Below are 23084 nucleotides of genomic sequence, written 5' to 3' on the forward strand. Positions count from 1 at the left end.
GGCCGCCATCACCGCGCACCCGGCGACGATCCAGCCCCAATGCCGGGGCCGTCACGCTCCAGCCGATAGCGGTATGTGCTGCACGGTGAGATGATCGCGCTCGATGTCGCGAACAGATCCATCCCGCTCATTGATTCTCTCCTGAACACAGGTGAGGAAATGCCTCCCGGAAGGCCGCACGCCGCTTCTGCGCACCCTTATTCCAAAGGACGTGGATCACGGCGGCTACCCGGTTCGCGGCAATCTTCTGATTGGCGACGGCGACCGAGCGACTGTGGAGATAGTCGCCCTCCAGCTTGGCCGCGATATCCAACGCCGCTTGTTCCGCCTCTCGCAGCGCTGCTATGCGCGCTTCCTCGCGGTGACGGGCGAGGATTTCCACGAGGAGACTATCGTCCGCCCGGCCGCCGAGGATCTCACCCGAGGTAAAATCCTTCTCGAAATAGACGGCGCACTCGGCAGCCGCCTGTCGGTCCTTCGGCGTTACCGTATTCCCGCCATTCATGGTCGCATCCCTTCTCTGCTAAGCCGCGAAGGGCCCACCTCGTTGATGATCTCAGCCAGGATTTGGGCGCGCTTCTCCCCGTAGCCTGATGAGCCGCAGTCGATCAGAAAGCCGTCTGCCAGCAAAACCATGTGAACGACGGCACCGCCCTGATCGCAGTTGATCTCACGGCGGCAGACCAGCGCTTTGTCGCTGGCCAGTTCTTCCCAACGGCTCACCGTCCCTCTCCCTCGTCGGTGGTTGTGGGCGGGGTGGGAGGCTCTGGAAGCGGCATCCAGTGGGTGGGAGGATGCGCCCATTCGCGGACCACCTCGCCGCCCCAGATCCAAGCATCGTGGGCATCGCTGTAGTAACCGCTCGCCATGCGCCAGTTGGAAAAGCTGGGAGCGCTTGTGTCCGCCCACAGCAGTATCTCGCGCATTTTCGGCGCGGTGCCAATGTCCTGCCACTCGCTCATTTTCCAACTCCTGCTTCGATAGCCTGCCGCACCAATTCCTTATCCGCCTCGCTCAGCCCTTTCTCACGGGCATAGCGGTCGAGCGGGGTTTCGGGATCGGCGATGAGGTCGAGGTGGCGGAGGAGTTTCACGAACCGCTCGCCACCTCCTAAATGCACGAAAGGCGGATTCCATAAGGCCAGCGCTTCCTGCTCGCTCATCCGTTCGATCGTGACTGAGGTGGAGGGGGGTGGGGCACGCCGGTTCCAGTCGGAGACAGCTCCTTCCCGGCTCATACGGTGCTTGGTGATATGCTCTCCGCACTCCGTGCTGACACACATAACGGTCCAGACGCCGCGCTCTCCATCAAGGCAGGGCTTGCGTCCACAGAACGGGCAAGGCAGCAGTTCCTCCCCCGCGGCTTCGGGCTTGGCGAGGCGGGGGCGGTAGGCGATTATGTCGGTGCCGGAGCCTACATGCCCCCACCGATAGCGTGACACGTCATTGCCCGATAAAGGGCCATCTCGAAGCATGACCTCGACATCGCCCTCGACCGGCGCACCCGCTCCGCCCGACCAAGGCACAAAAGGCTGCTCGTCTGGATGAGCGGCGTTGTACGCGAAGACGGTGTTCGCCCAATGCGAGGCGGGCAGGCGGATCCACTGGCAGGACGGCCAGTCGACGTTAGGCGGGAAGAAACGACCTCCGTTACCGCATTCGCCATCCTTGTCCTGAAAGAACACCGGAATGTCGTGGGTCAGCCACCCCGGCCGTCCGGACACAGGGATCTCGGGGCCCCAGGTGATGGGCGATTGGCCCGCGGCTGTCTGGGGGGCGGTCATGCGGCCTCCATGGCGCGAATAGGTTGAGCCAAAATGCCGAGCCCATTCAGCTCGGCGTTTTCGAGTGCGCGCTGCGCTTTGTCGCCTGCGGCCCAAAGAGCAGTTCCATTGGACGGCGAGGCGCCCTCGCTCCCGTCAGGCCGGAGGAACCGGAGCTTGCGCGTGAACAGGACAGCATCAGCCTTCGCCCATGCATCCCAAAACCACGGCGCGGACGTGCGGTCCGGCGTCAGCGCGATGCCGTCGCCATGTGCGAAGAATTTATCGAGCCACGGGGCCAGCGCATTGCGGCCGCCAAACGGCGGGTTCATCCAGATGAAGCCATGCCACTCTCGCTCGAGACTATTTTCCCAGAGCCAGCGGCGCCCGCCTTTTGGGCTGGTCGGTATCAGGCGGTCGCCGATCCATGACGGGATGAGGCGCGGTGCGGCAACGTCCATGTCGAACCGGCAACCGAGCGCTTCGAAGACATGCGGCGGCGTGTACCATTCGTCGCTCGCGCCGGGGGTGTCCCAATACGCCATCAGAGACTTGCCTCCTTATCCACTAGCGGGTAAGTGACATAACCACTAGCGGATTGCAAGAGGAAAGCACTAGTGGAAACTGCAGATTCGACTAGCGGAAATGTTCCGGCTACATCCCGGCGCATGACGCGCCCGAAAGAGTTCGACGAACAGCTAGCGTTCCTCGTGAAGCGCGGGACGAAAGAGCGGATCGACGCGGCTCGGGGCGATATGCCGAAAGCGGAGTTTCTGCGCGCAGCGATCGACGAAGCGATCGAGCGCGCCCGCCGCAAGCGCGAAAAAGAGGCGCGGTGAGTGTCCGGGATTTTTCCGGGGATCGTTGTCCCGGAGCATTCCACGTGTTGCCGCTCTGTTCCGAAGCGTCTGGTTGACCGGCCCCAAAAAGCCCGTAAAAGCGCGGTTTCCCGAGTAGGGGCGCTTAGCTCAGTTGGTAGAGCATCTCGTTTACACCGAGAGGGTCGGCGGTTCGAGCCCGTCAGCGCCCACCAGCGGCTTCCCATATCGGCGACGATCCGATCGACATGTGCCGGCGACGCCGTGGTCGCCGCGCCGTGATGTCCGCGCCACCCGCAGAATGATCCGCTTCGGAGCGATATGATGCGGGGCGGTGAAGAATGTCGCAAGCAGCGACGCACCCCGGCCCGGTGATGCCGGAATGTCACGCCGTGCCGAGGAAAACGCCTGGCGAGCGGGAACGGCGATACTTCCGTAACGATCCCTGCCGAACAATGCTTCAAGCGCCGCCGAAACGACCGAACTGCGACATTGTTGCAACAGTTTCACCTTTTTGTGCGCTTGCGTTGAAACCTCCTGAGAGGTAGTGGGTTTTCGCTGTCCGAGTGACACTGTGAAAGGGGACTTCTATGCGGAACCTTGCCATCGCGATGGCATTGGCATCGACTGCGCTCGCCTCGCCCGCAATGGCGCGGGACGATGCGTGGTACATCGGCGTCGAAGCTGGTGCTATGATCGTCGAAGATATCGATCTCGATATCGGCGCGGTCGATAACGGCGCAACCATCGACTCCAAATATGGCTACGATGCCGATGGCATCATCGGCTACGACTTCGGCATGTTCCGCGCTGAAGCGGAAGTCGCCTACAAGCGTGCCAGCATCGACAGCCTGACCTCGACCGCCGGTATCCCGCGCGGCAACTCCGGAACGCTGGTCAACGGCGACTTCGAAGGTGCTGTCGGCACGCTGTCGGCGCTCAGCTTCATGGTCAACGGCCTGCTCGACTTCGGCGGTGAGGAAGATGGCCTCGCCGGTTATGTCGGCGGCGGTGCCGGTGTGGCCCGCGTGAAGTATGACGGGGTGACCGTCCAGACGTCGGAAGGCGGACCGTTCCTCGACGATTCCGATACCGGTTTCGCGTGGCAGGTCATCGCGGGCATCCGCGCGCCGATCACCGAAAACCTGGACGTCGGCCTGAAGTACCGCTTCTTCAACGTCGACAATGTCGACATGGTGGACCGCCTGGGTCGCGATGTGAGCAGCAGGTTCCGCTCGCACAGCCTCCTCGGCAGCTTCATCTACAACTTCGGCGCGCCGACCCCGCCGCCGCCGCCGCCGCCGGAGCCCGCTCCGCCGCCGCCGCCGGTAGAAACCCCGCCGCCGCCGCCGCCGCCGGTCGTCGAATGCACCCCGGGGCCGTACATTGTGTTCTTCGAGTGGGACAAGTCGGACATCACGCCGGAAGCGGCGTCGATCCTCGACAACGCCGTCACCGCTTATGGCAATTGCGGCCAGGCGCAGGTCATGCTCGCCGGTCACGCCGACCGCTCGGGCTCGGCCAGGTACAATGTGGGCCTGTCGGAGCGTCGCAACGCTTCGGTCCGTGCCTACCTCGAATCGCGTGGCATCGCGGGTGGCGTCATCACGACGCAGGCCTTCGGCGAGAGCCGTCCGCGCGTCGAGACTGCCGACGGTGTTCGCGAACTGCAGAACCGTCGTGTGGAAATCACCTACGGGCCCGGCGCCGGCATGTAATGCCGCGCCTGAACCTTCGGGTTCGGGGCTGGAAAATCGGGGAGTCGGTCGTCAGACCGGCTCCCCTTTTTCTTGTCCGCGCCCGGCGGGGGCGGGCGGGCAGGGCAGGGGCGCGGCGCCGCGCGGGCTATCCCGTGCGACGGCGCGGTCGAACAGAGGTTGCCAGCGCCGCGGCGCCGCGCCATGGGGCGGCCGTTCCAGCAAGAGCGAAAAGGCAGCGAACGTGAAGATCGTGATGATCGGGGCCGGATATGTCGGCCTGGTTTCGGGGGCGTGCCTGGCCGACTTCGGCCATGACGTGATCTGCGTGGACAAGGATGCCGGCAAGATCGCCGATCTCGAAGCCAACCGGATGCCGATCTACGAGCCGGGCCTCGCCCAGCTCGTGAAATCGAATGTCGAGACGGGGCGGCTGTCCTTCTCGCTCGATCTGCCGGCGGCGGTTGCCGATGCGGACGCGATCTTCATCGCGGTGGGCACGCCGTCGCGCCGCGGCGATGGCCATGCCGACCTCAGCTATGTGTTCGCCGCCACGCGGGAGATCGGGGCGGCGCTGACCGGCCCGACAGTGGTCGTCACCAAATCCACCGTGCCCGTCGGCACCGGGGACCAGGTCGAGCGGATCCTGCGCGACGTCGCGCCGGATATCGAGGCCGCGGTCGTCTCGAATCCGGAATTCCTGCGCGAAGGCGCGGCGATCGGCGACTTCAAGCGCCCCGACCGCATCGTCATCGGCACCACCGATGAACGTGCCCGCGCGGTGATGCGCGCAATCTATCGCCCGCTCTACCTCAACGAGGCGCCGCTGCTGTTCACCGCACGCCGCACCGCCGAGCTGATCAAATATGCCGCGAACGCCTTCCTCGCGACCAAGATCACCTTCATCAACGAGATCGCCGACCTGTGCGAGCAGGTCGATGCCGATGTGAAGGATGTCGCGCGCGGCATCGGGCTCGACAATCGGATCGGCCCCAAATTCCTCCACGCCGGCCCGGGCTTCGGCGGCTCCTGCTTCCCCAAGGATACGCTGGCGCTGCTCAAGACCGCCGAGGATCATGAAAGCCCGATGCGCATCGTCGAGGCGGTGGTGCAGGTCAACGAACAGCGCAAGCGCGCGATGGGGCGCAAGGTGATCCAGGCCGCGGGCGGCGACGTGCGCGGTAAGCGCATCGGCGTGCTCGGCCTCACCTTCAAGCCCAACACCGATGACATGCGCGATGCGCCGGCGCTGGCGATCGTCCAGACCCTGCTCGATGGCGGCGCGGAGGTGCGCGCCTTCGATCCTGAAGGGATGGAGGCCGCACGGCCGATGCTGCCGGACGTCACGCTGGTGGGCGATCCCTATGCCGCCGCGGAGGGCGCGGACGCGCTGGTGATCGTCACCGAGTGGGACCTGTTCCGCGCGCTCGATCTCAAGCGCGTTGCCCGGCTGATGGCGTTGCCGATTCTCGTCGATCTGCGCAACATCTATCCCCCCGAGGAAGCACTGGCGGCGGGATTCTCCTACACGTCGGTCGGCCGCAGCGCGGTTTCGGGGGATTTTGCCGCAGTGCAACCAAAGATGGCGGAGGACGCGGCGACAGGGTAATAGGACGGCGGAGAAACGGAACCTGAGTCGTGCATAACCGTTGGTCGCCTGAATCTCTGCTGCACTGCGATATGACACTTGCGTAATCAATTCATGTATGGCATTGCAGCATCAATCGAGCACGGCACACGAAGTCATGAGGGAGTGAAACATGGGTATTGGTAGGATCTCCACCGCGATTGCGGCTGTTCTCGCGCTTACGGCCACCCCGGTGATGGCTGCGGGTCAGTCGGTGCGTGCGTCCAGCTCGGCGCTGTCGGCGAAGGCGCTCAGCGGCGCCAAGGCCAACGCGCGCAAGGGTACTTTCCTGAACGAAGCCAGCAAGGCCACTTCGGGCGTGATCATGGGCGTTGTCGCTCTCGGTCTGGTGGTTACGGCGATCGTGATCGCTGCCGACGATGATGATGATGAGCCGACCAGCGACTGATCTTTCAGTCCTACCGGCTTGATTTAGAGAATGGCGGCCCGAAAGGGTCGCCATTTTTCGTTTGTCGTCAAGGGCGTCGCGACTCGGCGCGAATCAGCCCGCTCCTCCCCCTGGCGCTCTGCGGCATGAGCGTGACCATTCCATTCGCGCGGCAAAGGGCGGGGCGGCGGGCGCCGACCTTGAGGTGCGCTGATCGAAGCGTGTGCGCGGGCCGCGCCGGCAATGGCCCCTCCACCACGCTGCGCTTGCTCGGATGCGGCCGATGTCGCGGCTACGGCACGCGCGGCCGCCGCCAGAAACCTCGGGAGAAGCCGGGCCCTGGCTCACGGCCGGGGCGACGATCTGTTTGCCGCCTCGTCCTCACACCCCGTGATACGCCCGGAACCAGTCCACGAACCGCGGCACACCCTCCGCGATGGTCGTGGTGGGCTGATAGCCATGGTCGGCGCGGATCGTCTCGATGTCGGCGAAGGTCGCGGCGACGTCGCCCGGCGGCAGCGGCACCGCCTCGCGGATCGCGCTGCGGCCGCAGCTTCGCTCGATCAGCGCAATCACCTCGTCGAGCGGCTCGGCGCGGTGGTTGCCGACATTGTAGATGCGATGCGGCGCCTGGCTGCCGCCGGGCTTGGGCGCGCCATCGTCGGGCGGCGGCGAATCGAGGCAGGCGATCACGCCGGCGACGATATCGTCGATATAGGTGAAGTCGCGCTGGACGCGCCCGCCATTGCTCACCCGGATCGGGCGGCCGGCCAGGATCGCGCTGGTGAAGATCCATATCGCCATGTCCGGCCGGCCCCAGGGGCCATAGACGGTGAAGAAGCGCAGCCCGGTCAACGGCAGGCGATAGAGGTGCGCATAGCTCTCGCTCATCAGCTCGTCCGCGCGCTTGGTGGCGGCGTAGAGCGAGACGGGGTTGTCGGCGCGGTCGGCGACACTGAAGGGCAGCCTGGCATTGCCGCCATAGACCGAAGAGGAGGAGGCGTAGACCATGTGCCGTGGCCGCCGCGCGCGCGCCAGTTCCAGCAGGTTGAGGTGGCCCATCACATTGGCGCGGACATAGGCGCGCGGATCCTCCAGCGAATGGCGCACGCCCGCCTGTGCGCCGAGATGGACGATGCCCTCGATCTCGGCGCCGGCCACCGCCGTCTCCAGCGCCACCTCGTCGGTGAAGTCGGTCCCGACGAAGCGAAATGCGTCGCCGAACCGGGCGGTCAGGTCCGCCAGCCGGTCGCGCTTGAGCGACACGGCGTAATAAGGGTTCAGATTGTCGATCCCGATCACCCGTTCGCCTCGCGCCAGCAGGCGCGATGCGACATGATGGCCGATGAAGCCGGCGGCGCCGGTAACCAGAAACGCCATGGACGCAGCATCCTTCATCACAATTTTGCTGCGCCGCACAATTTCTCTCGCGACTCCAGCGGCGGTCGGTTATCATGTTGAAAACTCCCCTGGGATTATTTTATGGCCGTTGCGGGGTCGCAACCACCAGAACAGCCTGATTGCCGCCACTTAGGCGGAGTGAAACGCATCCTGCCCTTGGCGCCTTGCCCATCCGCACTGATGCGGTACGGCATTGCGCCGCAACATTGACGGAGCAACACCCTTGCGGATCGTGATTCTTGGCCTCGGATATGTGGGTTGCACGGCGGCTGGCTGCATTGCCAGCCAGGGCCACCATGTCACCGGCATCGACGTCTCGCAGTCGAAGGTCGACGCGCTGAATGCCGGCAAGTCGCCGATCACCGAGCCGGGCCTCGATGAGCTGATCGCCGAGGCGCGCGCCAAGGGGCTGCTCGAGGCGCGCACCACCATCGGCGACGCGCTCGACGCCGCGGACATCGCGATCGTCTGCGTCGGCACGCCGAGCGGCATCACCGGCGCGCACGACATGTCCTATGTCGCGCAGGTCACCACCCAGATCGCCCAGGCGCTGAAGGCGGATCGCGCCACGCCGCTGACCATCGCCTATCGCTCCACGATGCGTCCCGGCACCACCGAAACGCTGATCGCACCGATCGTCGCGGCGGCGCTGGGCGATGGCTGGAAGGATCTCGTCCAGCTCGTCTACAATCCGGAATTCCTGCGCGAATCGAGCGCGATCAAGGATTATTTCGAGCCGCCGAAGATCGTCATCGGCACCGAGGATGGCGCGCCCAACGAAGCGATGGAAGGCCTCCACGCCGGCATCGAGGCGACGACCTTCCACGTCCGCTATCGCGAGGCGGAGATCACCAAGTTCGTCGACAACACCTGGCACGCGGTGAAGGTGGCGTTCGCCAACGAGGTCGGCCGCGTCTGCGCGCTGCAGGGCATCAGCGCCCAGCAGGTCCACGCGATCTTCAAGTCGGACACCAAGCTCAACCTGTCGTCCTACTATACGCGCCCCGGCGGCGCGTTCGGCGGCTCCTGCCTGCCGAAGGACGTCCGCGCGCTGCAATATATCTCGGCGGAACTCGGCGCCAACACCCCGCTGGTCGACATGCTGATGCGCTCCAACGACGCGCACAAGCATTTCCATGCCGATCGCGTGATGAAGCTGGTGCCCAGGGGCTCGAAGATCCTGCTTGTCGGGCTCGCGTTCAAGGCGGAGACGGACGATCTGCGCGAGAGCCCCAACGTCGATCTGGCGCGCAAGCTGCTGGAAAGCGGCTATGAGCTGTCGATCTACGATCCGGCGATCGAGGCGGAGCGGCTGATCGGCCAGAACCTCGGCTATGCCCACTCCAACCTGCCGTCGCTGCGCAAGCTGCTGGTGACCAAGGACGTGGCCGAGGGCACGCGCTGGGATCTGGCGATCGCAGCCAACCGCACGATCAAATCGTTGACGGTGGATGCCGGCATCCTCGTCGACATCGACGCGATCGCCTGAACCCACGCGCCTGACCGCCGCGCCCGAACGAACGAACGCGCGCCCGAACGAACGAAGGAAGGCTGACCGATGGCTACGAACGCTCTGAAGAAGATCGGTGGCGATGCCGCGATGGCGGCGCCATCGCACGCTCAGCCCTTCTCGTCCCCGCTGCTCGATACCAAGCCGCTCGCCGGCAAGCGGGTGCTGATCGTGGTGGAAAACCTGCCGGTGCCGTTCGACCGGCGCGTGTGGCAGGAAGCGCGCACGCTCAAGGCGGCGGGCGCGCATGTCTCGATCATCTGCCCCACCGGCAAGGGGCATGAGGCGCGGCGCGAGACGCTGGACGGCATCGAGATCTACCGGCACCCGCTGCCGCTCGATGCCTCGGGCGCGATGGGCTATCTCGCCGAATATGGCGCCGCGCTGTTCTGGGAAACGGTCTACGCCTGGAAGATCTTCTTCAAGGGCGGGATCGACGTGATCCACGGCTGCAACCCGCCCGACCTGATCTTTCTGGTGTCGCTGCCGCTGCGCCTGTTCGGCGTGCGCTACCTGTTCGACCATCATGACATCAACCCGGAGCTTTACGAGGCGAAGTTCGACAAGCGCGGCTTCTTCTGGAAGCTGATGGTGCTGTTCGAAAAGCTCACCTTCAAGGCGGCGCGCGTGTCGATCGCCACCAACGAAAGCTATCGCCGCATCGCCATCGAGCGTGGCGGCAAGAAGCCCGAGGATGTGTTCGTCGTCCGCTCGGGGCCCGATCTCACCCGCGTCCGCGCGGTGCCGGTCAACCCGGCGTGGAAGAAGGGGCGGCGCTTCATGGTCGGCTATGTCGGCGTGATGGGCGACCAGGAGGGCATCGACCTGCTGCTCGAATCCGCGCGCCACATCGTCTACGACAAGAAGCGCGACGACGTGCAGTTCTGCCTCGTCGGCGGTGGCCCCAGCCTCAAGGGGCTGCAGGCGATGGCCGCCGAGATGGGCCTGTCCGATCACGTCACCTTCACCGGCCGCGCGCCCGACCAGGATCTGTTCGAGGTGCTCTGCACCGCGGACGTCTGCGTGAACCCCGATCGGGTCAACCCGATGAACGACAAGTCGACCATGAACAAGATCATGGAATATATGGCGATGGAGAAGGCCATCGTTCAGTTCGACGTGGCCGAGGGCAAGTTCAGCGCGCAGCAGGCCTCGCTCTATGCGAAGGCGAACGATCCGGTCGACATGGCCGAAAAGATCCTCGGCCTGCTCGACGACCCCGCCAAGCGCGCCGAAATGGGCGCCTTCGGCCGCAACCGCGTCGAAAAGGAACTGGACTGGTCGCGCCAGATCGAGCCGCTGATCGCCGCGTACCAGCGGGTGCTGCGGAAGTAGGGGGCGCTGCGGCGTTTTCATTCCCGTGTCGGGCGGGACGAAAACGCTCGCCCCCAAACCGCGCCTTCCGCCGCACCTAAAGCACCCAGTCGGTCGCCAGCGGCCGGACATCGCCGGTGACATGGATGACGAGGTCGGCGACGGTATCGCCATCGACGTCTCCCAGCAGCCTCGTGGTGTCGGTGTTTTCATCGAACACCATAGCCAGTTGTCCGGCCGTGCCGGTGAGTGCGGCGACGAGCGTGAACGTCCCGTTGCCTTGCGCATTCGAGCTGGCATCGATGGCGGAAAGATCGATGACGTCGGATTCGGCCAGATCGATGATCCGGTCGATGCCCAGTTCCCCGGGCGAATCGAGCAGGCTGGTGTAGATGAAGCGGTCGGCGCCTTCGCCACCGGACAGAATATCGCTGCCCCGACTGCCGATGATGGTGTCGTTGCCGCCGAGTCCGTTGAAGATGCTGTCGCCCCAGCTCCCCTCGATCAGATTGTCCAGCGCATTGCCGTCTGCGTTGACGCCGTCCGCGACGGATGACAGTCGGAAATCCTCGAAATGATCCGGCATGACGAAGTCGACGGGCCCTGTGGAGACGAAGAGTACGTCATGGCCTTCGTCAGGCTCCTCGTGGAGCGACGGCACGAGGGCCGAATAGATGGTGATATTATACCTGTCGTCACCCGCTCCCCCGATCAGCGTGTCGCCGCCGGTGCCCGAGAGATAGTCATTGCCATCGTCGCCGATCAGCGTGTCCCATACGCCCCTCGATGCACTGGCGATGACGTCGTCGCCGCCGCGCCCATCGAGAATCGCGCCGCTGGCAGTACCGTTTCCTACATCCTTGCCGATGAGTTCGTCATTGAAGGCGCCGGCGATGATGTGGTCGATGTCGATGAGCGTGTCATAGCCCTGCCCCGGGGCGATCGGCAGACCGGTAGGGCCGCTCAGCCTTACCAGAACTCGGCCGGCTGCCGCCGAATAATCCACCGTGTCGGAGCCGGTGCCGCCGTCGAACAGGTCGTTGCCGCCACCGGGCATGAAGAAATCGTCGCCGGCACCCCCGTACACCTGATCATTGCCGACCCCACCAGTCAGATGATCGTTGCCGTTGCCACCCCGGATGATGTCGTCGCCGGCGCCGCCGTCGAGCACGTCATTCGCTCCCGCGCCGTCGATGATGTCGTTGCCCCCACCGCCGAGCAGGATGTTGACCTGTGTCGATCCGACGAGCGTATCTGCATAGGCGGAGCCGGTCAGGTTCTCGATGAACAGCAACGTATCGACGCCGACGCCCCCTGTATCCTGCGCGGTGCCGAGGGCCAGATTCACCGAAACGCCGCCGGGCGCCGCAGCATAGCTCGCCGTGTCGGTCCCGGCGCCGCCGCTGAGCAGGTCGTTGCCCGCGCCACCGACCAGCAGATCGTTGCCGCCATTGCCGACCAGCATATTGTCGCCGGCATCGCCGGTGATTTGGTCGTCATGCCCGCTGCCGGTGACATTCTCGATGCCCGCGAACGTGTCGCTGCCGGCGGAGATCGTCGACTGCGCGGTGGTCAGCGCCAGATTGACCCGGATCGCGCCGGTGGCATTGGCATAGCTGGCGGTATCGACACCATCGCTGCCGTCCAGCCGGTCGTTGCCCAGGCCGCCGTTCAGCACGTCATTGCCAAGGCCACCTGCGAGCAGGTTGCCGAAGGCGTTGCCGGTCAGCACGTCGTCGAACGCGCTGCCCTCGACATTCTCGATGCCGCGCAGCGTGTCGATGCCGGCGCCGCCCGTATTCTGCGCCCACTGGCTGAGGAGGTTGATGGTAACCGCGGCGCCCGCGGTCGCATAGCGGGCGAGATCGGTGCCACCGCCGCCGTCGAGCAGGTCATCGCCGTCGCCGCCCGACAAGGCGTCGTCGCCGAGGCCTCCGAGCACTTCATTGGCGCCGCTGTCGCCGCTCAACTGGTCGGCAAGATTGGACCCGACGACGCCTTCGATACCGACGAGCGTGTCCGCGCCGGCACCGCCCGTATTCTGCGCGTTGCCCTGCACCGCAAGGTCGACGGTGACGCCGATCAGGCTGGATGCATAGTCCGCCCGGTCGAATCCCTCCCCGCCGATCAGCAGATCGTCGCCGAGGCCGCCATCGAGCACATCGTCTCCCGTTTGTCCGTCCAGCGTGTCGTTCCCACCGCGGCCGGCCAACCTGTCCTTCGCCTCTCCGCCCTCGATGAGATTGGCGATCTCGTTGCCGGACAGCCTGTCGTCATGGGCGGATCCAACGATGTTCTCGAACCCCGTCACACTGTCGATGCCCGCGCCGATGGTCGATTGCGCTCCGACGATGGCGAGATCGACTGCGATCCGCGCCAGTGCCGACGCGTAGCTCAGCGTATCGACGCCAGTGCCGCCATCGAGACTATCATTGCCGCTGCCGCCCTCGATCCTGTCCGCACCATCCAGTCCAGACAGGGTGTCGTTGCCGCCGAGACCGAAAATAATGTCGTCCGCCACGCCGAATTGATCGCCGGCGATCATGTCCGCATAGGCGGTACCGTTATAGACGGGCATTTCGGATCCTCTCCGTTATTGTCGCTGAACTATCGACGATGTCGGGCCGCGTACAACAGGTCTTCCATATAAGCGGGCAGGGCGGCGACCGGGAAGCGCGGAGCGTGGTCATCCGGACGATTTTTCGTGCAGCCAGTCCCTGGTGCGCGGTATCGCGGTCCTGCCCATCACGGTGCCGGCAGGCGATCGATGCGATGCCGCAAACGATCGGGCCGGAGGGATGTATGTCCTCATCATATGGATTTGAGTTCTACATATTGATCAGATATATCCGACGGACGGTGCCGCGGCCCGCGCGGCAACCGAACCGAGAGGGATGGTCTGACCCGTGCGCCCCGACGCTTCCGATACCCGTAGTCCGCCCGATCGCATCGCCCGGATCGACTGTTTCCCGGTCCGCCCGCGCTGGCTGTTCGTCCGCGTCGAAAGCGCCCAGGGCGCCGTCGGTTGGGGAGAGGCCACGCTCGAAGGCCATGTCGAGTCGGTCTGCGGTGCGATCGATGCAGCGCGCGACAGGCTGATCGGCCACGATCCCGATCGCATCGAGGATGCGTGGCAGTTGCTCTACCGGCTCGGCTTCTATCGCGGCGGCCCGGTGCTGATGTCCGCCATTGCCGGCATCGATCAGGCGCTGTGGGACATGAAAGCGCGCAAGCTGGGCGTGCCCGTGTATCAACTGCTCGGCGGCCGGGTGCGCGATCGCATCGCGGTCTATGCCTGGATCGGCGGCGATCGCCCGCACGACGTTGCCGCCGCTGCTGCCGCGCGCAAGGTGCAGGGCTTCACCGCGGTGAAGATGAACGGCGTCGAGGAAACCGGCTGGCTCGAAAGCACCGCGCATATCGACGGTGTCGTCGAGCGGCTGGGGCTGGTGCGCGATACCGGCATCGATGTCGGGCTCGACTTCCACGGCCGCGTCCACAAGCCGATGGCGCGCGCGATCCTCGGCGCGATCGAGCCGCTGCGGCCGCTGTTCGCCGAGGAAGTTCTGCTGGGCGAGCATCCAGCCGCGATCGAGCAGATCGCGCGCCACACCAGCGTGCCGATCGCGATGGGCGAACGCCTCTACAGCCGCTGGGATTTCCGGCCCTTTTTCGAAAGCGCCGCGATCGACATCGCCCAGCCCGATCTCTCCCACGCCGGCGGCATTTCCGAATGCCGGCGCATCGCTGCGATGGCGGAGGCCTATGACGTGGCCTTCGCGCCGCATTGCCCGATCGGTCCGCTGGCGCTCGCCGCCTGCCTGCATGTCGCGGCGGCGACACCCAATTTCGTGATCCAGGAAATGTCGCTCGGCATCCATTATAACGGCCCGGCCGAGGATCTGACGACCTTGATGACCAATCCGGAGATGTTCGCGGTCACCGGCGGGACGGTCGCGGTGCCCGAGGCGCCGGGGCTGGGCGTCGAGATCGACGAGGCCGCGGTGCGCGAGATGGCGCGCGATCCGCACCGCTGGCGCAACCCCGCATGGCGCGGGCCGGACGGGGGGCTCCGCGAATGGTGAGCCGTGGCGTGCTGGTGACCGGCGGTCTCGGCGGCATCGGCCTTGCCGTTGCGCGGGCATTCGCTGGGGAGGGGGCGTCGATCCTGCTGGTCGATGCCCGCGCCGACGATGGCAGCGCGGTCGCTGCGCTGAAAGCGGCCGGCGCCGCCGATGCGCGCGCTGTCCAGGCGGATGTTGCGGACGAGCAGGCGGTGGAGGCGGCGGTCGACGCCGCCATCGCCGCGTTCGGCAGCCTCGACGTGATCGTCAACGTCGCCGGCATGATGATCTACAAGCCCGTTGCCGAACTGACGGGCGCGGACTGGCGCCGGCTGCTCGACGTCAACCTGATCAGCGCCGCGCTGTTTACGGGGCAGGCGCTGCGGCGGATGCGGGCAGGGGGCGTGGTGGTCAACATCGCCTCGGTCCATGCGCGGCGCACCTCGCCTCTGGTTGCGCCCTATGCCGCGGCGAAGGCCGGGCTGGTCAGCCTCACGCGCTCGGCGGCGATCGAGGGCAAGCCGCTCGGCATCCGCGTCAACGCCATCCTGCCCGGCGCGATCGACACGCCGATGCTCCACGCCAGCCCCAACATCCGCTCGGGCGCGGAGGTGGTCGATCCCGCCGATCTCGGCCAGCCCGAGGATATCGCGGCGCTGGCGCAGTTCCTCGCCTCGGATGCGGCGCGCTTCATCACCGGCGAGGATGTCGTCGCCGATGGCGGCCGGATGGGGCGGCTCTGATGGCGGGGCCGGTCTATCACGATGCCCGCGGTGCCACGGGATCGGTGCCGGCCGCCGCCTCGGGCGCGGTGTGGCTGGCGGCGGCGGTCTCCGCGCTCGGCGGGTTGCTGTTCGGCTATGACTGGGTGGTGATCGGCGGCGCCAAGCCCTTCTACGAGGCGGGCTTCGGCCTCGCCGCGCCCGCCGACCAGGCCTGGGCGGTGAGCTGCGCGCTGATCGGCTGCCTGATCGGCGCGGTCGGCTCCGGCGCGCTGGGCGACCGCTTCGGCCGCCGCGCGGCGCTGCTGCTTGCGGCGCTGATCTTCGCGGTCTCGTCGATCGGCACCGCGCTGGCGCAGGGTTTCGGCGATTTCGTCGCATGGCGCATCTTCGGTGGCGTCGCGATCGGCATGGCCTCGGGCCTGTCGCCGCTCTACATCGCCGAAATCGCACCGCCCGCCAGCCGCGGCCGGCTGGTCTGTCTCAACCAGATCGCCATCGTCATCGGCCTGCTCGGCGCGCAGATCGTCAACTGGCTGATCGCCCAGCCGGTACCGGTGGGCGCCACCGCGGCGGACATCGCCGCGTCGTGGAACGGCACGGTCGGCTGGCGCTGGATGTTCGCGGTGGCGGCGCTGCCCGCGCTCGCCTTCCTGATCGGCTGTCTGTTCATCCCGGAAAGCCCGCGCTGGCTGGCGCAGCGCGGCCAGTGGGATCGCAGCGCCGCGGTGCTGCGCCGCTTCGGCGGCGATGCCTATGCGGCCGACGCGTTGGACGGCATCCGGCAGGCGCTGGCCGCCGCACCCGGACGCAGTCTGCGCGCCGTGCTCGGTGAACCGCGCTTCCGCCGCGTGCTGGCGATCGGCGTGGTGCTGGCGGTGCTGCAGCAATGGTGCGGCATCAACGTGATCTTCAACTATGCGCAGGAGATCTTCGCTTCCGCCGGCTATGCGGTGTCGGATACCTTGTTCAACATCGTCATTACCGGCGCGGTGAACTGCGCCTTTACCCTGGTCGCGCTGGTCACGATCGAGCGCTGGGGCCGGCGGCGCCTCCTGCTGATCGGCTGCGCGGGGCTCGCCGGCATCTATGTCGTGCTCGGCGGCTGCTATCTGGCGGGTGCGCAGGGCTGGCCGCTGCTCGCGCTCGTCGTCGCCGCGATTGCCTGTTATGCGATGACGCTGGCGCCGGTGACGTGGGTGGCGCTCTCCGAGATCTTTCCGGGCGAGGCGCGCGGCGCCAGCATGGCGATGGCGACCACCGCATTGTGGGCCGCCTGCTTCGTGCTGACCTACAGCTTCCCGCTGCTCAACGCCGCAGCAGGAACGGGGATGACCTTCTGGCTCTATGCGGTAATCTGCGTGGCGGGCTTCCTGTTCATCAGCCGTGCGTTGCCGGAGACCAGGGCAAGAGCCTGGAGGAGATCGAGGCGGGGTGGCGGTGATTTCGTAGCCTGCCCCCCCCCCCGCCGTTCGTCCCGAGCGCAGTCGAGGGACGAGTCACGCAAAGATCGCTTGAAAATCCGGCGCGGGCTCCCTTGTCCCTTGCATCTTGCGGTCAGCCCGATCTGGTAGTCCAGAAGGGCGACCGCCGGGGGTGGCCACCCCCGGCGGTCGGACGGACGGGACCGAGTGTCCCTTGTTCGAGCCGTAGTCGAGATCGTCCCTCTGCTCCCTTCAAGTCTGGCCTGAACAAATGAAGGGGAGCAAGTCCCGTATGCAAGGAAAGGTCGAGGACAAGTCGCTGCCGGAGGTCCATGTCGGCGTCGATGTGAGCAAGGCCAATTTGGACATCCACATTCACCCGGTGGGCGAGCAGCTGCGGGTGAGCAACGACAGTGCCGGGCATGACCGCCTGGTCGAGGTGCTCGGCCGGTTCGCGGTGAAGCTGGTGCTGATGGAGCCGACGTCGCGCTATCATCGGGACGTCCAACGCCATCTGCATGATGCCGGACTGCCGGTGGCGCTCGTCAATCCGCTGAGGGCCAGGCTGTTCGCCGAGGCTGCCGGCAAACTCGCCAAGACCGATGCGATCGATGCCGCCATGCTGGCATTGATGGCCGATCGCTTCGGCCTCTCGGCATCCGAGCCGGTGAGCCGGCGGCAGGAGGAGCTTCAGGAACTCGTCAGCGCCCGCACCGCGGCGCTCGCCGAACAGACCGCGCTGCGCAACAGGCTCAGCGTCACGCAGGGCAGCTTCCTCAAGAGCGAACATAAAAGAAGGCTGAGCTCGATCGCCACGCATATCGATCGCATCGAGGTGAAGATCGAGGAACTGATCAAGGCTGATGCCGAGATGACGCGCAAAGCCAAAATCCTGCGATCCATCCCCGCCATCGGCCCCATCAGCACCCAGGCCTTCCTCTCATACCTCCACGAACTCGGCCGCATTACCAACAAGCAGGCCGCAGCCCTCGTCGGCCTCGCGCCCTTCGCCCGCGACAGCGGCGGCATGCGCGGCAAGCGATCCATACGCGGCGGACGCGCCGAGCTCAGATCCACCCTCTACATGGCCGCGCTCGTCGCCAGCCGCCGCAACCCCGACTTGAAGCGCTTCTACGATGGCCTTCTCGCGCGCGGAAAAGCTCCAAAGCTCGCCCTCATCGCCGTCGCACGAAAACTCGTCGCGCTTGCCAACACCCTCATCACCAAAAATCGCGTGTGGGCGCCCAAACCCGCTTGACCTGGAAGACAGATGCTCGACTGCGCTCGGGACGAACGGAGCGGGGGAGATCGCCTCGCATTCATTCTCCTCCCCGATAAAACCGGGGAGGAGATCGCAAATCACCAGCTGTGCATCGTGCCGTCTTCCAGCCGGTTCACCGGCAGGAAGGCGCGCTTATAGTCGTAACCGGCGGCCAGCTCCTCATCGATGTCGACACCCAGGCCGGGCGCATCGCCCGGGTGCATCATGCCGTCCGCAAAGCTGTAGGCGTGCGGGAACACCGCGTCGGTCTCGGGCGTGTGCCGCATATATTCCTGCACGCCGAAATTGGGCACGGAAAGGTCGAAGTGGAGCGCGGCGGCCATGCACACCGGCGACAGGTCGGTCGCGCCATGGCAGCCGGTGCGGATTTGGTAGAGGTCGGCCAGCGCCGCGATCCGGCGCAGGTGGGTGATGCCGCCGGCATGGACCACGGTCGCGCGGACATAGTCGATCAGCTGGTTCTGGATCAGGTCCTTGACGTCCCAGATCGAATTGAAGATCTCGCCCACCGCCAGCGGCGCGGTGGTGTGCTGGCGGATCAGGCGGAACGCCTCCTGGTTCTCGGCCGGGGTCGCATCCTCCAGCCAGAACGGGCGGTACGGCTCAAGATCCCTGCCGAGCCGCCCCGCCTCGATCGGGGTCAGGCGATGGTGGATGTCGTGCAGCAGGTGCACGTCCCACCCCAGCGCCGCGCGCGCCGCCTCGAACAGCTCGGGCACGATGCGGAGATATTTGGACGTGCTCCAGACATTCTCGGTCGGCAGGTCGGCATCCGCCGGCTCGTAGAAATAGCGATCCTTGCTGACGCCATAGGTGCTCGGCATGCCCGGCACGCCGCACTGGATGCGGATCGCCTTGTAGCCCTGCCGCTGATAGTCGAGCGCGGCCTCGATCGTGTCCTCGATCGTCGTGCCGTTGGCATGGCCATAGACCATCACCCCCTCGCGGCTCGCACCGCCCAGCAGCTGATAGACCGGCAGCCCGGCCAGCTTGCCCTTGATATCCCACAGCGCCATGTCGACCGCGGCGATCGCGGTCATCGTCACCGGGCCGCGGCGCCAGTACGCGCCCTTGTACAGATACTGCCAGATATCCTCGATGCGGTGCGCGTCGCGGCCGATCAGGCACGGGATGACATGGTCGGTCAGGTAGCTCGCGACCGAAAGCTCGCGGCCGTTCAAGGTCGCATCGCCGACGCCGGTGGTGCCGTCGTCGCACTCGATCTTCAAGGTCACGAAGTTCCTGCCCGGGCAGGTGACGATCACGCGGGCATTGACGATCTTCGGCACGATCATTCCTTTAAATTGGTCAGGCCGGTCTGGTCTGATGTCTCTCCGCTTGTGTCAAGACGGCTGATGTGGAATCTCGGCATATGGCCAGCGCACCCCGCAAACTTTATCAGCGCATCGCCGAGGATATCGTCTCGGCCATCGCGGATCGTCGCTATCCCCCCGGATCGCGGCTTCCGGGTGAGCGCGATCTTGCCGAACATTATGCGGTCAGCCGGCCCACGATCCGCGAGGCGATGATCGCGCTGGAGATTCGCGGGCTGGTCGAGGCGCGGCAGGGATCGGGCATCTATGTCAGCGCCGCGCCGCAGCCGATGGCGGATCTGCCCGAACTGGATGTCGGCGCGTTCGAACTGGTCGAGGCGCGGATCATGTTCGAGGGGGAGGCCGCCGCGCTCGCCGCGACCGCGATCGAACCCGAAGGGCTCGCCGCGCTCGAAGCGGCGTTGGCGGACATGGCCGCGGCGCTGCCCGGATCCCCCGCGGACCTGCAGGCAGACCGTCAGTTTCACATGCTGATCGCTGAAGCGACGGGGAACAGTCTTGTCCAGTCGGTGGTCGAGATGCTCTGGAACGTTCGCGAGCGCTCGCCGCTGTGCGTCGCAATGTTCGATCAGGCGCGACACGAAGGCATAAAGCCGCGCGTCGACGAGCATCGCCTGATCGTCGAGGCGCTGCGCACCCGCGACCCGCAAGTGGCGCGCCAGGCGATGCGCACGCACCTGCGCCGCGTGACCGACGATCTGCTCGCCGCGACCGAACTGGAACTGATGCAGAAGGCGCAGGCGGAGGCGGAGGCGCATCGGCATCGGATCGCCCGCCGCGCCGCGTTGTAGGCGATCGGGCTTCGGGGTCGTTTGCCTATCGGCATCGAAACCAGCGGCTTTCCTGCCCGAGCTAAGGTCGGGGCAGAAAAAGTCCGGCCGCTCCCGTCAGTCGATCTGCCACCAAAATTCCCACATTACGCCTGACATATTGACAGAGTGGGAAGCCTCTTCTTAACTGGCCTTACCAATAAGGCGGAGACGATATGCTTCGCAAAGCCGCTGTCTCTCCCGATCGATCACGATCAGCTTCCGATCGCGCAACCGAAGGCCATATGATGTCCAAGCTCGCCTGCTTCACCGTGCCGGTGATCCTCGCCGCGGTTGCCGCACCCGCCTTCGCCCAGGATCGGCAGACCCGGCCGCTGGTCGACGGCTGGCGTTTCGAACTGGGGGATCATCCGGCGGCCGCGCAGGCGGGTTTCGACGACAGGGGCTGGCAGCCGGTCGTGCTGCCGCACAACTGGAACCGGATGGGCGGCACCGCCGAAAAGCGCAGCGACTATCAGAACGTCCACGGCCCCGGCTGGTACCGGATGCGCTTCCCGACGCCGGAGAAGATGGGCGATCGCCACGCCTGGATCGAGTTCGACGCGGCGAGCATCATCGCCGACGTCTGGCTGAACGGCGTCAAGCTCGGCCGCCATGCCGGCGCCTTCGCCCGCTTCCGCTTCGATGCCACCACGGCGCTGAAGCCGACGGGGGACAATCTGCTGGTGGTGCGCGCCGACAATTCGTCGCCGCGCGATCCGGGCTCGCCCACCGCCGAGATCCCGCCGATGAACGGCGACTGGCCGATGTATGGCGGGCTCTATCGCCCGGCGCGGCTGGTGCTGACCGCACCGCTCAGGATCGCGATGCGCGACATGGGCGGCCCTGGTGTCTATGCGCGCACCGAGGCGGTCGAAGGCGGCGCGGCGCGCATCGCCATCACGACGAAGCTGGAGAATGACCAGCCCCGCGCCGAGACCGCGGAAATCATCACCACCATCCTCGATGCGGACGGCCGCACCGTCGCCACCGCGCGGGGCAAGCAGCCGGTGGCGGGGAAGGGCAGCGCCGAACTGGCGCAGAGCCTGACCGTGCCGGACGCGAAGCTGTGGGATGTCGGCAGAGCCTATCTCTACCGCGTCCGCGTCGACATCGCCGATGCGAGGGGCCGGCTGCGCGACCGCGTCGAACAGCCGCTCGGCATCCGCACCTTCCGCATCGATGCCGATACCGGCTTCTGGATCAACGGCGCGCATGTCGATCTGAAGGGCGTCTCGCGCCATCAGGACCGGCCGGTGAAGGGCTGGGCGATCGACGCGGCCGACATCGCCGAGGATATGGCGCTGATCCGCGAGATCGGCGCCAACACGCTGCGCCTCGCCCACTATCAGCATGCCGATGCCGCCTATGACGCGGCGGACGAGGCCGGGCTCGTCACCTGGGCGGAAATTCCGCTGGTCGATCGCTCGGCGCCCTGGGGGCAGGAAAAAACCACCCCCGGCTTCGCCGCCAATGCCGAGCAGCAGCTCCGCGAACTGATCCGCCAGACCTACAACCACCCCTCGATCGCGGTCTGGTCGATCGCCAACGAGGTCAACCTCGAAGCCGCCAAGGGGCGCGGCACCTCCAACGCCAGGCCGCTGCTCGAACGCCTGCAGCAGGTGGTGCATGAGGAGGATCCCAGCCGTCCGGCCACGCTCGCCGATTGCTGCGGCTCGATCCCGTCCGAAGCGCGCGCGGGGCTGGATACGGTGGCGGGCATCACCGACGTGATCGGCTACAACCGCTATCATGGCTGGTACGCGCCCGACGTGACCGCGCTCGGCCCCGATCTCGACCGGCTGCATGCGCTCTATCCGAAGCAGCCGATCTCGATCAGCGAATATGGCGCCGGCGGCGCGCTCACCCAGCACAGCGATGATCCCACCGCGGCCCCGATCGCGCCGTTCGGCCGCCCGCATCCGGAGGAGTTCCAGAGCCATATCCTCGAGGAAAGCTGGCGGCAGATCGCGTCCAGGTCCTATGTCTGGGCGAGCTGGGTGTGGAACATGTTCGACTTCTCGAACGAGCTCCGCCTCGAAGGCGACCTCACCGATACCAATGACAAGGGGCTGATCAGCTTCGATCGCAGGACGAAGAAGGACGCCTTCTATTTCTACAAGGCGAACTGGTCGAAGGAGGCCTTCGTGCACCTGACCAGCCGCCGTCATGTCGACCGGCCCTATCCGCTGGCCGAGGTGAAGGCCTACAGCAACCAGCCGAGCGTGCGGCTGAGCCTCAACGGCCGCGATCTCGGCGCGGCGAAATGCGATCTCGGCATCTGCCGCTGGCCGGGTGTGGCGCTGGACGCCGGCGCCAACCTGCTGGAGGCCAGGGCAGGTGCGGTGTCCGATGCGATCGAATGGCAGTTCGCGGGCAAGCCCGGCGTCTACGCGATTCGCGCCGGCACCCTGGTCGGCAGGCGCGGTGCGGACGGTTTGCTGTGGGGGTCGGACGTGTTCGTTACCGGCGGCACCGGCCATTTCCGCGACCAGCCGTCGTCCAGCCGCGGCGGCCAGCCCGGCCCGGTGCGTCCGGTTGCGGGCACGAGCGATCAGGCACCCTATGAGAGCTGGCGCGCGGGCGACTTCGCCTACGCCATTCCCGTCCCCAGGGGCCGTTACCGCGTGACCCTGCATCTGTTCGAGCCCGACGCGGCGGTAAAACCCGGCGCTCGCCTGTTCACCGTCTCCGCCGAGGGCCGCCCCGCGCTGCGCGGGCTGGACGTGGTGAAGGCCGCCGGCGCGCCGATGACCGCGCTGGTGCGGACGTTCGAGGTGGCGGTGACGGATGACGCGCTGAACCTCGCCTTCAAGGGCGAGGCGGGTGAGGCGCTGGTGAGCGGAATCCGGGTGGAACGGGTAAAGTAAACTCCCCTCCCGCTTGCGGGAGGGGTCGGGGGAGGGCCTGTCCGGTGGATATGTGGCCCTTC

At 66.2% G+C, this 23084-nt stretch carries 21 protein-coding genes and 1 tRNA gene; 13 read left to right on the forward strand and 9 right to left on the reverse strand.

Translation table 11 applies throughout. The annotated features are described in order from the left end of the window. Positions 1-8: 8 nt before the first annotated feature. From NX02_RS33895 to NX02_RS04300, 6 genes are read right to left on the reverse strand one after another with little or no spacing between them, the layout of a single operon-like run. Positions 9-131 carry a hypothetical protein gene (locus NX02_RS33895; protein ID WP_281178299.1) on the reverse strand — a complete coding sequence of 41 codons (123 nt, stop codon included), beginning with the start codon at positions 129-131 and terminating at the stop codon, positions 9-11. Further along, positions 128-505, reverse strand: coding sequence for a hypothetical protein (locus NX02_RS04285; protein ID WP_025290959.1), 378 nt, complete (start codon positions 503-505; stop codon positions 128-130). Before NX02_RS04285 ends, NX02_RS33895 begins: the two co-directional genes overlap by 4 nt. Beyond that, positions 502-723, reverse strand: coding sequence for a hypothetical protein (locus NX02_RS32195; protein WP_158013908.1), 222 nt, complete (start codon positions 721-723; stop codon positions 502-504). The genes NX02_RS04285 and NX02_RS32195 overlap by 4 nt, the downstream gene beginning before the upstream one ends. Further along, the gene (locus NX02_RS04290) at positions 720-962 is read right to left on the reverse strand and encodes a DUF551 domain-containing protein (RefSeq protein ID WP_025290960.1); all 243 of its coding nucleotides are present in this window, start codon (positions 960-962) and stop codon (positions 720-722) included. The genes NX02_RS32195 and NX02_RS04290 overlap by 4 nt, the downstream gene beginning before the upstream one ends. Continuing rightward, positions 959-1783, reverse strand: a complete 825-nt coding sequence (locus NX02_RS04295) for a Lar family restriction alleviation protein (RefSeq protein WP_025290961.1) — start codon at positions 1781-1783, stop codon at positions 959-961. Before NX02_RS04295 ends, NX02_RS04290 begins: the two co-directional genes overlap by 4 nt. Next, positions 1780-2307, reverse strand: coding sequence for a methyltransferase domain-containing protein (locus NX02_RS04300; RefSeq protein WP_025290962.1), 528 nt, complete (start codon positions 2305-2307; stop codon positions 1780-1782). Before NX02_RS04300 ends, NX02_RS04295 begins: the two co-directional genes overlap by 4 nt. 123 nt (positions 2308-2430) lie before the next feature. Here NX02_RS04300 and NX02_RS32200 point away from each other — a divergent pair, with 123 nt between their 5' ends. The 5 genes from NX02_RS32200 (at position 2431) to NX02_RS04320 (ending at position 6313) form a co-directional block, all read left to right on the forward strand. Further along, the gene (locus NX02_RS32200) at positions 2431-2601 is read left to right on the forward strand and encodes a hypothetical protein (protein WP_158013909.1); all 171 of its coding nucleotides are present in this window, start codon (positions 2431-2433) and stop codon (positions 2599-2601) included. A gap of 118 nt (positions 2602-2719) precedes the next feature. Then, positions 2720-2795: transfer RNA gene (locus NX02_RS04305), tRNA-Val, on the forward strand. A gap of 375 nt (positions 2796-3170) precedes the next feature. Further along, positions 3171-4298, forward strand: a complete 1128-nt coding sequence (locus NX02_RS04310; RefSeq protein ID WP_025290963.1) for an OmpA family protein — start codon at positions 3171-3173, stop codon at positions 4296-4298. Positions 4299-4521: 223 nt separating this feature from the next. Next, a complete protein-coding gene (locus NX02_RS04315) occupies positions 4522-5886 on the forward strand; it encodes a UDP-glucose dehydrogenase family protein (RefSeq protein WP_025290964.1) in 1365 nt (454 codons plus the stop codon). Positions 5887-6037: 151 nt separating this feature from the next. Then, positions 6038-6313 (forward strand): hypothetical protein, encoded by a 276-nt coding sequence (locus NX02_RS04320; RefSeq protein ID WP_162232659.1) that lies wholly within the window; start codon positions 6038-6040, stop codon positions 6311-6313. A gap of 360 nt (positions 6314-6673) precedes the next feature. Here NX02_RS04320 and NX02_RS04325 read toward each other — a convergent pair whose 3' ends face one another. Then, the gene (locus NX02_RS04325) at positions 6674-7672 is read right to left on the reverse strand and encodes an NAD-dependent epimerase/dehydratase family protein (RefSeq protein WP_025290966.1); all 999 of its coding nucleotides are present in this window, start codon (positions 7670-7672) and stop codon (positions 6674-6676) included. A 253-nt stretch (positions 7673-7925) separates the two neighbouring features. Between NX02_RS04325 and NX02_RS04330 the strand changes: the two genes are divergently transcribed. Together NX02_RS04330 and NX02_RS04335 are read left to right on the forward strand one after the other, a co-directional pair. Then, entirely contained in the window at positions 7926-9182 is a 1257-nt protein-coding gene (locus NX02_RS04330; protein WP_245648856.1) for a nucleotide sugar dehydrogenase, read from the forward strand. A 69-nt stretch (positions 9183-9251) separates the two neighbouring features. Continuing rightward, a complete protein-coding gene (locus tag NX02_RS04335; protein WP_025290968.1) occupies positions 9252-10538 on the forward strand; it encodes a glycosyltransferase family 4 protein in 1287 nt (428 codons plus the stop codon). 76 nt (positions 10539-10614) lie between these two features. Here the strand turns inward: NX02_RS04335 and NX02_RS04340 are convergent, their stop codons facing one another. Beyond that, positions 10615-13095: a beta strand repeat-containing protein gene (locus NX02_RS04340; protein WP_025290969.1), complete on the reverse strand. Its 2481-nt coding sequence runs from the start codon at positions 13093-13095 to the stop codon at positions 10615-10617. 328 nt (positions 13096-13423) lie between these two features. Here NX02_RS04340 and dgoD point away from each other — a divergent pair, with 328 nt between their 5' ends. The 4 genes from dgoD (at position 13424) to NX02_RS04360 (ending at position 17985) form a co-directional block, all read left to right on the forward strand. Beyond that, complete coding sequence (gene dgoD, locus NX02_RS04345; protein WP_025290970.1) at positions 13424-14602, forward strand: galactonate dehydratase; 1179 nt, start codon at positions 13424-13426, stop codon at positions 14600-14602. Further along, complete coding sequence (locus NX02_RS04350) at positions 14596-15324, forward strand: SDR family NAD(P)-dependent oxidoreductase (RefSeq protein ID WP_025290971.1); 729 nt, start codon at positions 14596-14598, stop codon at positions 15322-15324. The genes dgoD and NX02_RS04350 overlap by 7 nt, the downstream gene beginning before the upstream one ends. Beyond that, positions 15324-16877: a sugar porter family MFS transporter gene (locus NX02_RS04355; protein WP_025290972.1), complete on the forward strand. Its 1554-nt coding sequence runs from the start codon at positions 15324-15326 to the stop codon at positions 16875-16877. The genes NX02_RS04350 and NX02_RS04355 overlap by 1 nt, the downstream gene beginning before the upstream one ends. Positions 16878-17019: 142 nt before the next feature. Beyond that, positions 17020-17985, forward strand: coding sequence for an IS110 family RNA-guided transposase (locus NX02_RS04360; RefSeq protein WP_025290252.1), 966 nt, complete (start codon positions 17020-17022; stop codon positions 17983-17985). A gap of 101 nt (positions 17986-18086) precedes the next feature. Here NX02_RS04360 and manD read toward each other — a convergent pair whose 3' ends face one another. Further along, positions 18087-19298: a D-mannonate dehydratase ManD gene (gene manD, locus NX02_RS04365; protein WP_025290973.1), complete on the reverse strand. Its 1212-nt coding sequence runs from the start codon at positions 19296-19298 to the stop codon at positions 18087-18089. Positions 19299-19381: 83 nt separating this feature from the next. Between manD and NX02_RS04370 the strand changes: the two genes are divergently transcribed. Next, positions 19382-20134, forward strand: a complete 753-nt coding sequence (locus tag NX02_RS04370) for a FadR/GntR family transcriptional regulator (protein ID WP_025290974.1) — start codon at positions 19382-19384, stop codon at positions 20132-20134. Positions 20135-20397: 263 nt separating this feature from the next. Continuing rightward, the gene (locus tag NX02_RS04375) at positions 20398-23022 is read left to right on the forward strand and encodes a glycoside hydrolase family 2 (protein ID WP_025290975.1); all 2625 of its coding nucleotides are present in this window, start codon (positions 20398-20400) and stop codon (positions 23020-23022) included. Positions 23023-23084: the final 62 nt, after the last annotated feature.

Source organism: Sphingomonas sanxanigenens DSM 19645 = NX02 (assembly GCF_000512205.2).
Classification (GTDB): domain Bacteria; phylum Pseudomonadota; class Alphaproteobacteria; order Sphingomonadales; family Sphingomonadaceae; genus Sphingomonas_D; species Sphingomonas_D sanxanigenens.

Excerpts from the sequence above, each read along its gene's own strand:
- NX02_RS04375 (WP_025290975.1), top strand. The coding sequence starts at position 20,398 with ATGATGTCCAAGCTCGCCTGCTTCACCGTGCCGGTGATCCTCGCCGCG.
- NX02_RS04350 (WP_025290971.1), top strand. The coding sequence starts at position 14,596 with ATGGTGAGCCGTGGCGTGCTGGTGACCGGCGGTCTCGGCGGCATCGGC.
- NX02_RS04360 (WP_025290252.1), top strand. The coding sequence starts at position 17,020 with ATGCAAGGAAAGGTCGAGGACAAGTCGCTGCCGGAGGTCCATGTCGGC.
- NX02_RS04310 (WP_025290963.1), top strand. The coding sequence starts at position 3,171 with ATGCGGAACCTTGCCATCGCGATGGCATTGGCATCGACTGCGCTCGCC.
- NX02_RS33895 (WP_281178299.1), bottom strand. The coding sequence starts at position 131 with ATGAGCGGGATGGATCTGTTCGCGACATCGAGCGCGATCATCTCACCG.
- NX02_RS04285 (WP_025290959.1), bottom strand. The coding sequence starts at position 505 with ATGAATGGCGGGAATACGGTAACGCCGAAGGACCGACAGGCGGCTGCC.
- NX02_RS04370 (WP_025290974.1), top strand. The coding sequence starts at position 19,382 with ATGGCCAGCGCACCCCGCAAACTTTATCAGCGCATCGCCGAGGATATC.
- NX02_RS04290 (WP_025290960.1), bottom strand. The coding sequence starts at position 962 with ATGAGCGAGTGGCAGGACATTGGCACCGCGCCGAAAATGCGCGAGATA.
- NX02_RS04335 (WP_025290968.1), top strand. The coding sequence starts at position 9,252 with ATGGCTACGAACGCTCTGAAGAAGATCGGTGGCGATGCCGCGATGGCG.
- NX02_RS04300 (WP_025290962.1), bottom strand. The coding sequence starts at position 2,307 with ATGGCGTATTGGGACACCCCCGGCGCGAGCGACGAATGGTACACGCCG.
- NX02_RS04355 (WP_025290972.1), top strand. The coding sequence starts at position 15,324 with ATGGCGGGGCCGGTCTATCACGATGCCCGCGGTGCCACGGGATCGGTG.
- NX02_RS04320 (WP_162232659.1), top strand. The coding sequence starts at position 6,038 with ATGGGTATTGGTAGGATCTCCACCGCGATTGCGGCTGTTCTCGCGCTT.
- NX02_RS32200 (WP_158013909.1), top strand. The coding sequence starts at position 2,431 with ATGACGCGCCCGAAAGAGTTCGACGAACAGCTAGCGTTCCTCGTGAAG.
- NX02_RS04295 (WP_025290961.1), bottom strand. The coding sequence starts at position 1,783 with ATGACCGCCCCCCAGACAGCCGCGGGCCAATCGCCCATCACCTGGGGC.
- NX02_RS04325 (WP_025290966.1), bottom strand. The coding sequence starts at position 7,672 with ATGGCGTTTCTGGTTACCGGCGCCGCCGGCTTCATCGGCCATCATGTC.
- NX02_RS04340 (WP_025290969.1), bottom strand. The coding sequence starts at position 13,095 with ATGCCCGTCTATAACGGTACCGCCTATGCGGACATGATCGCCGGCGAT.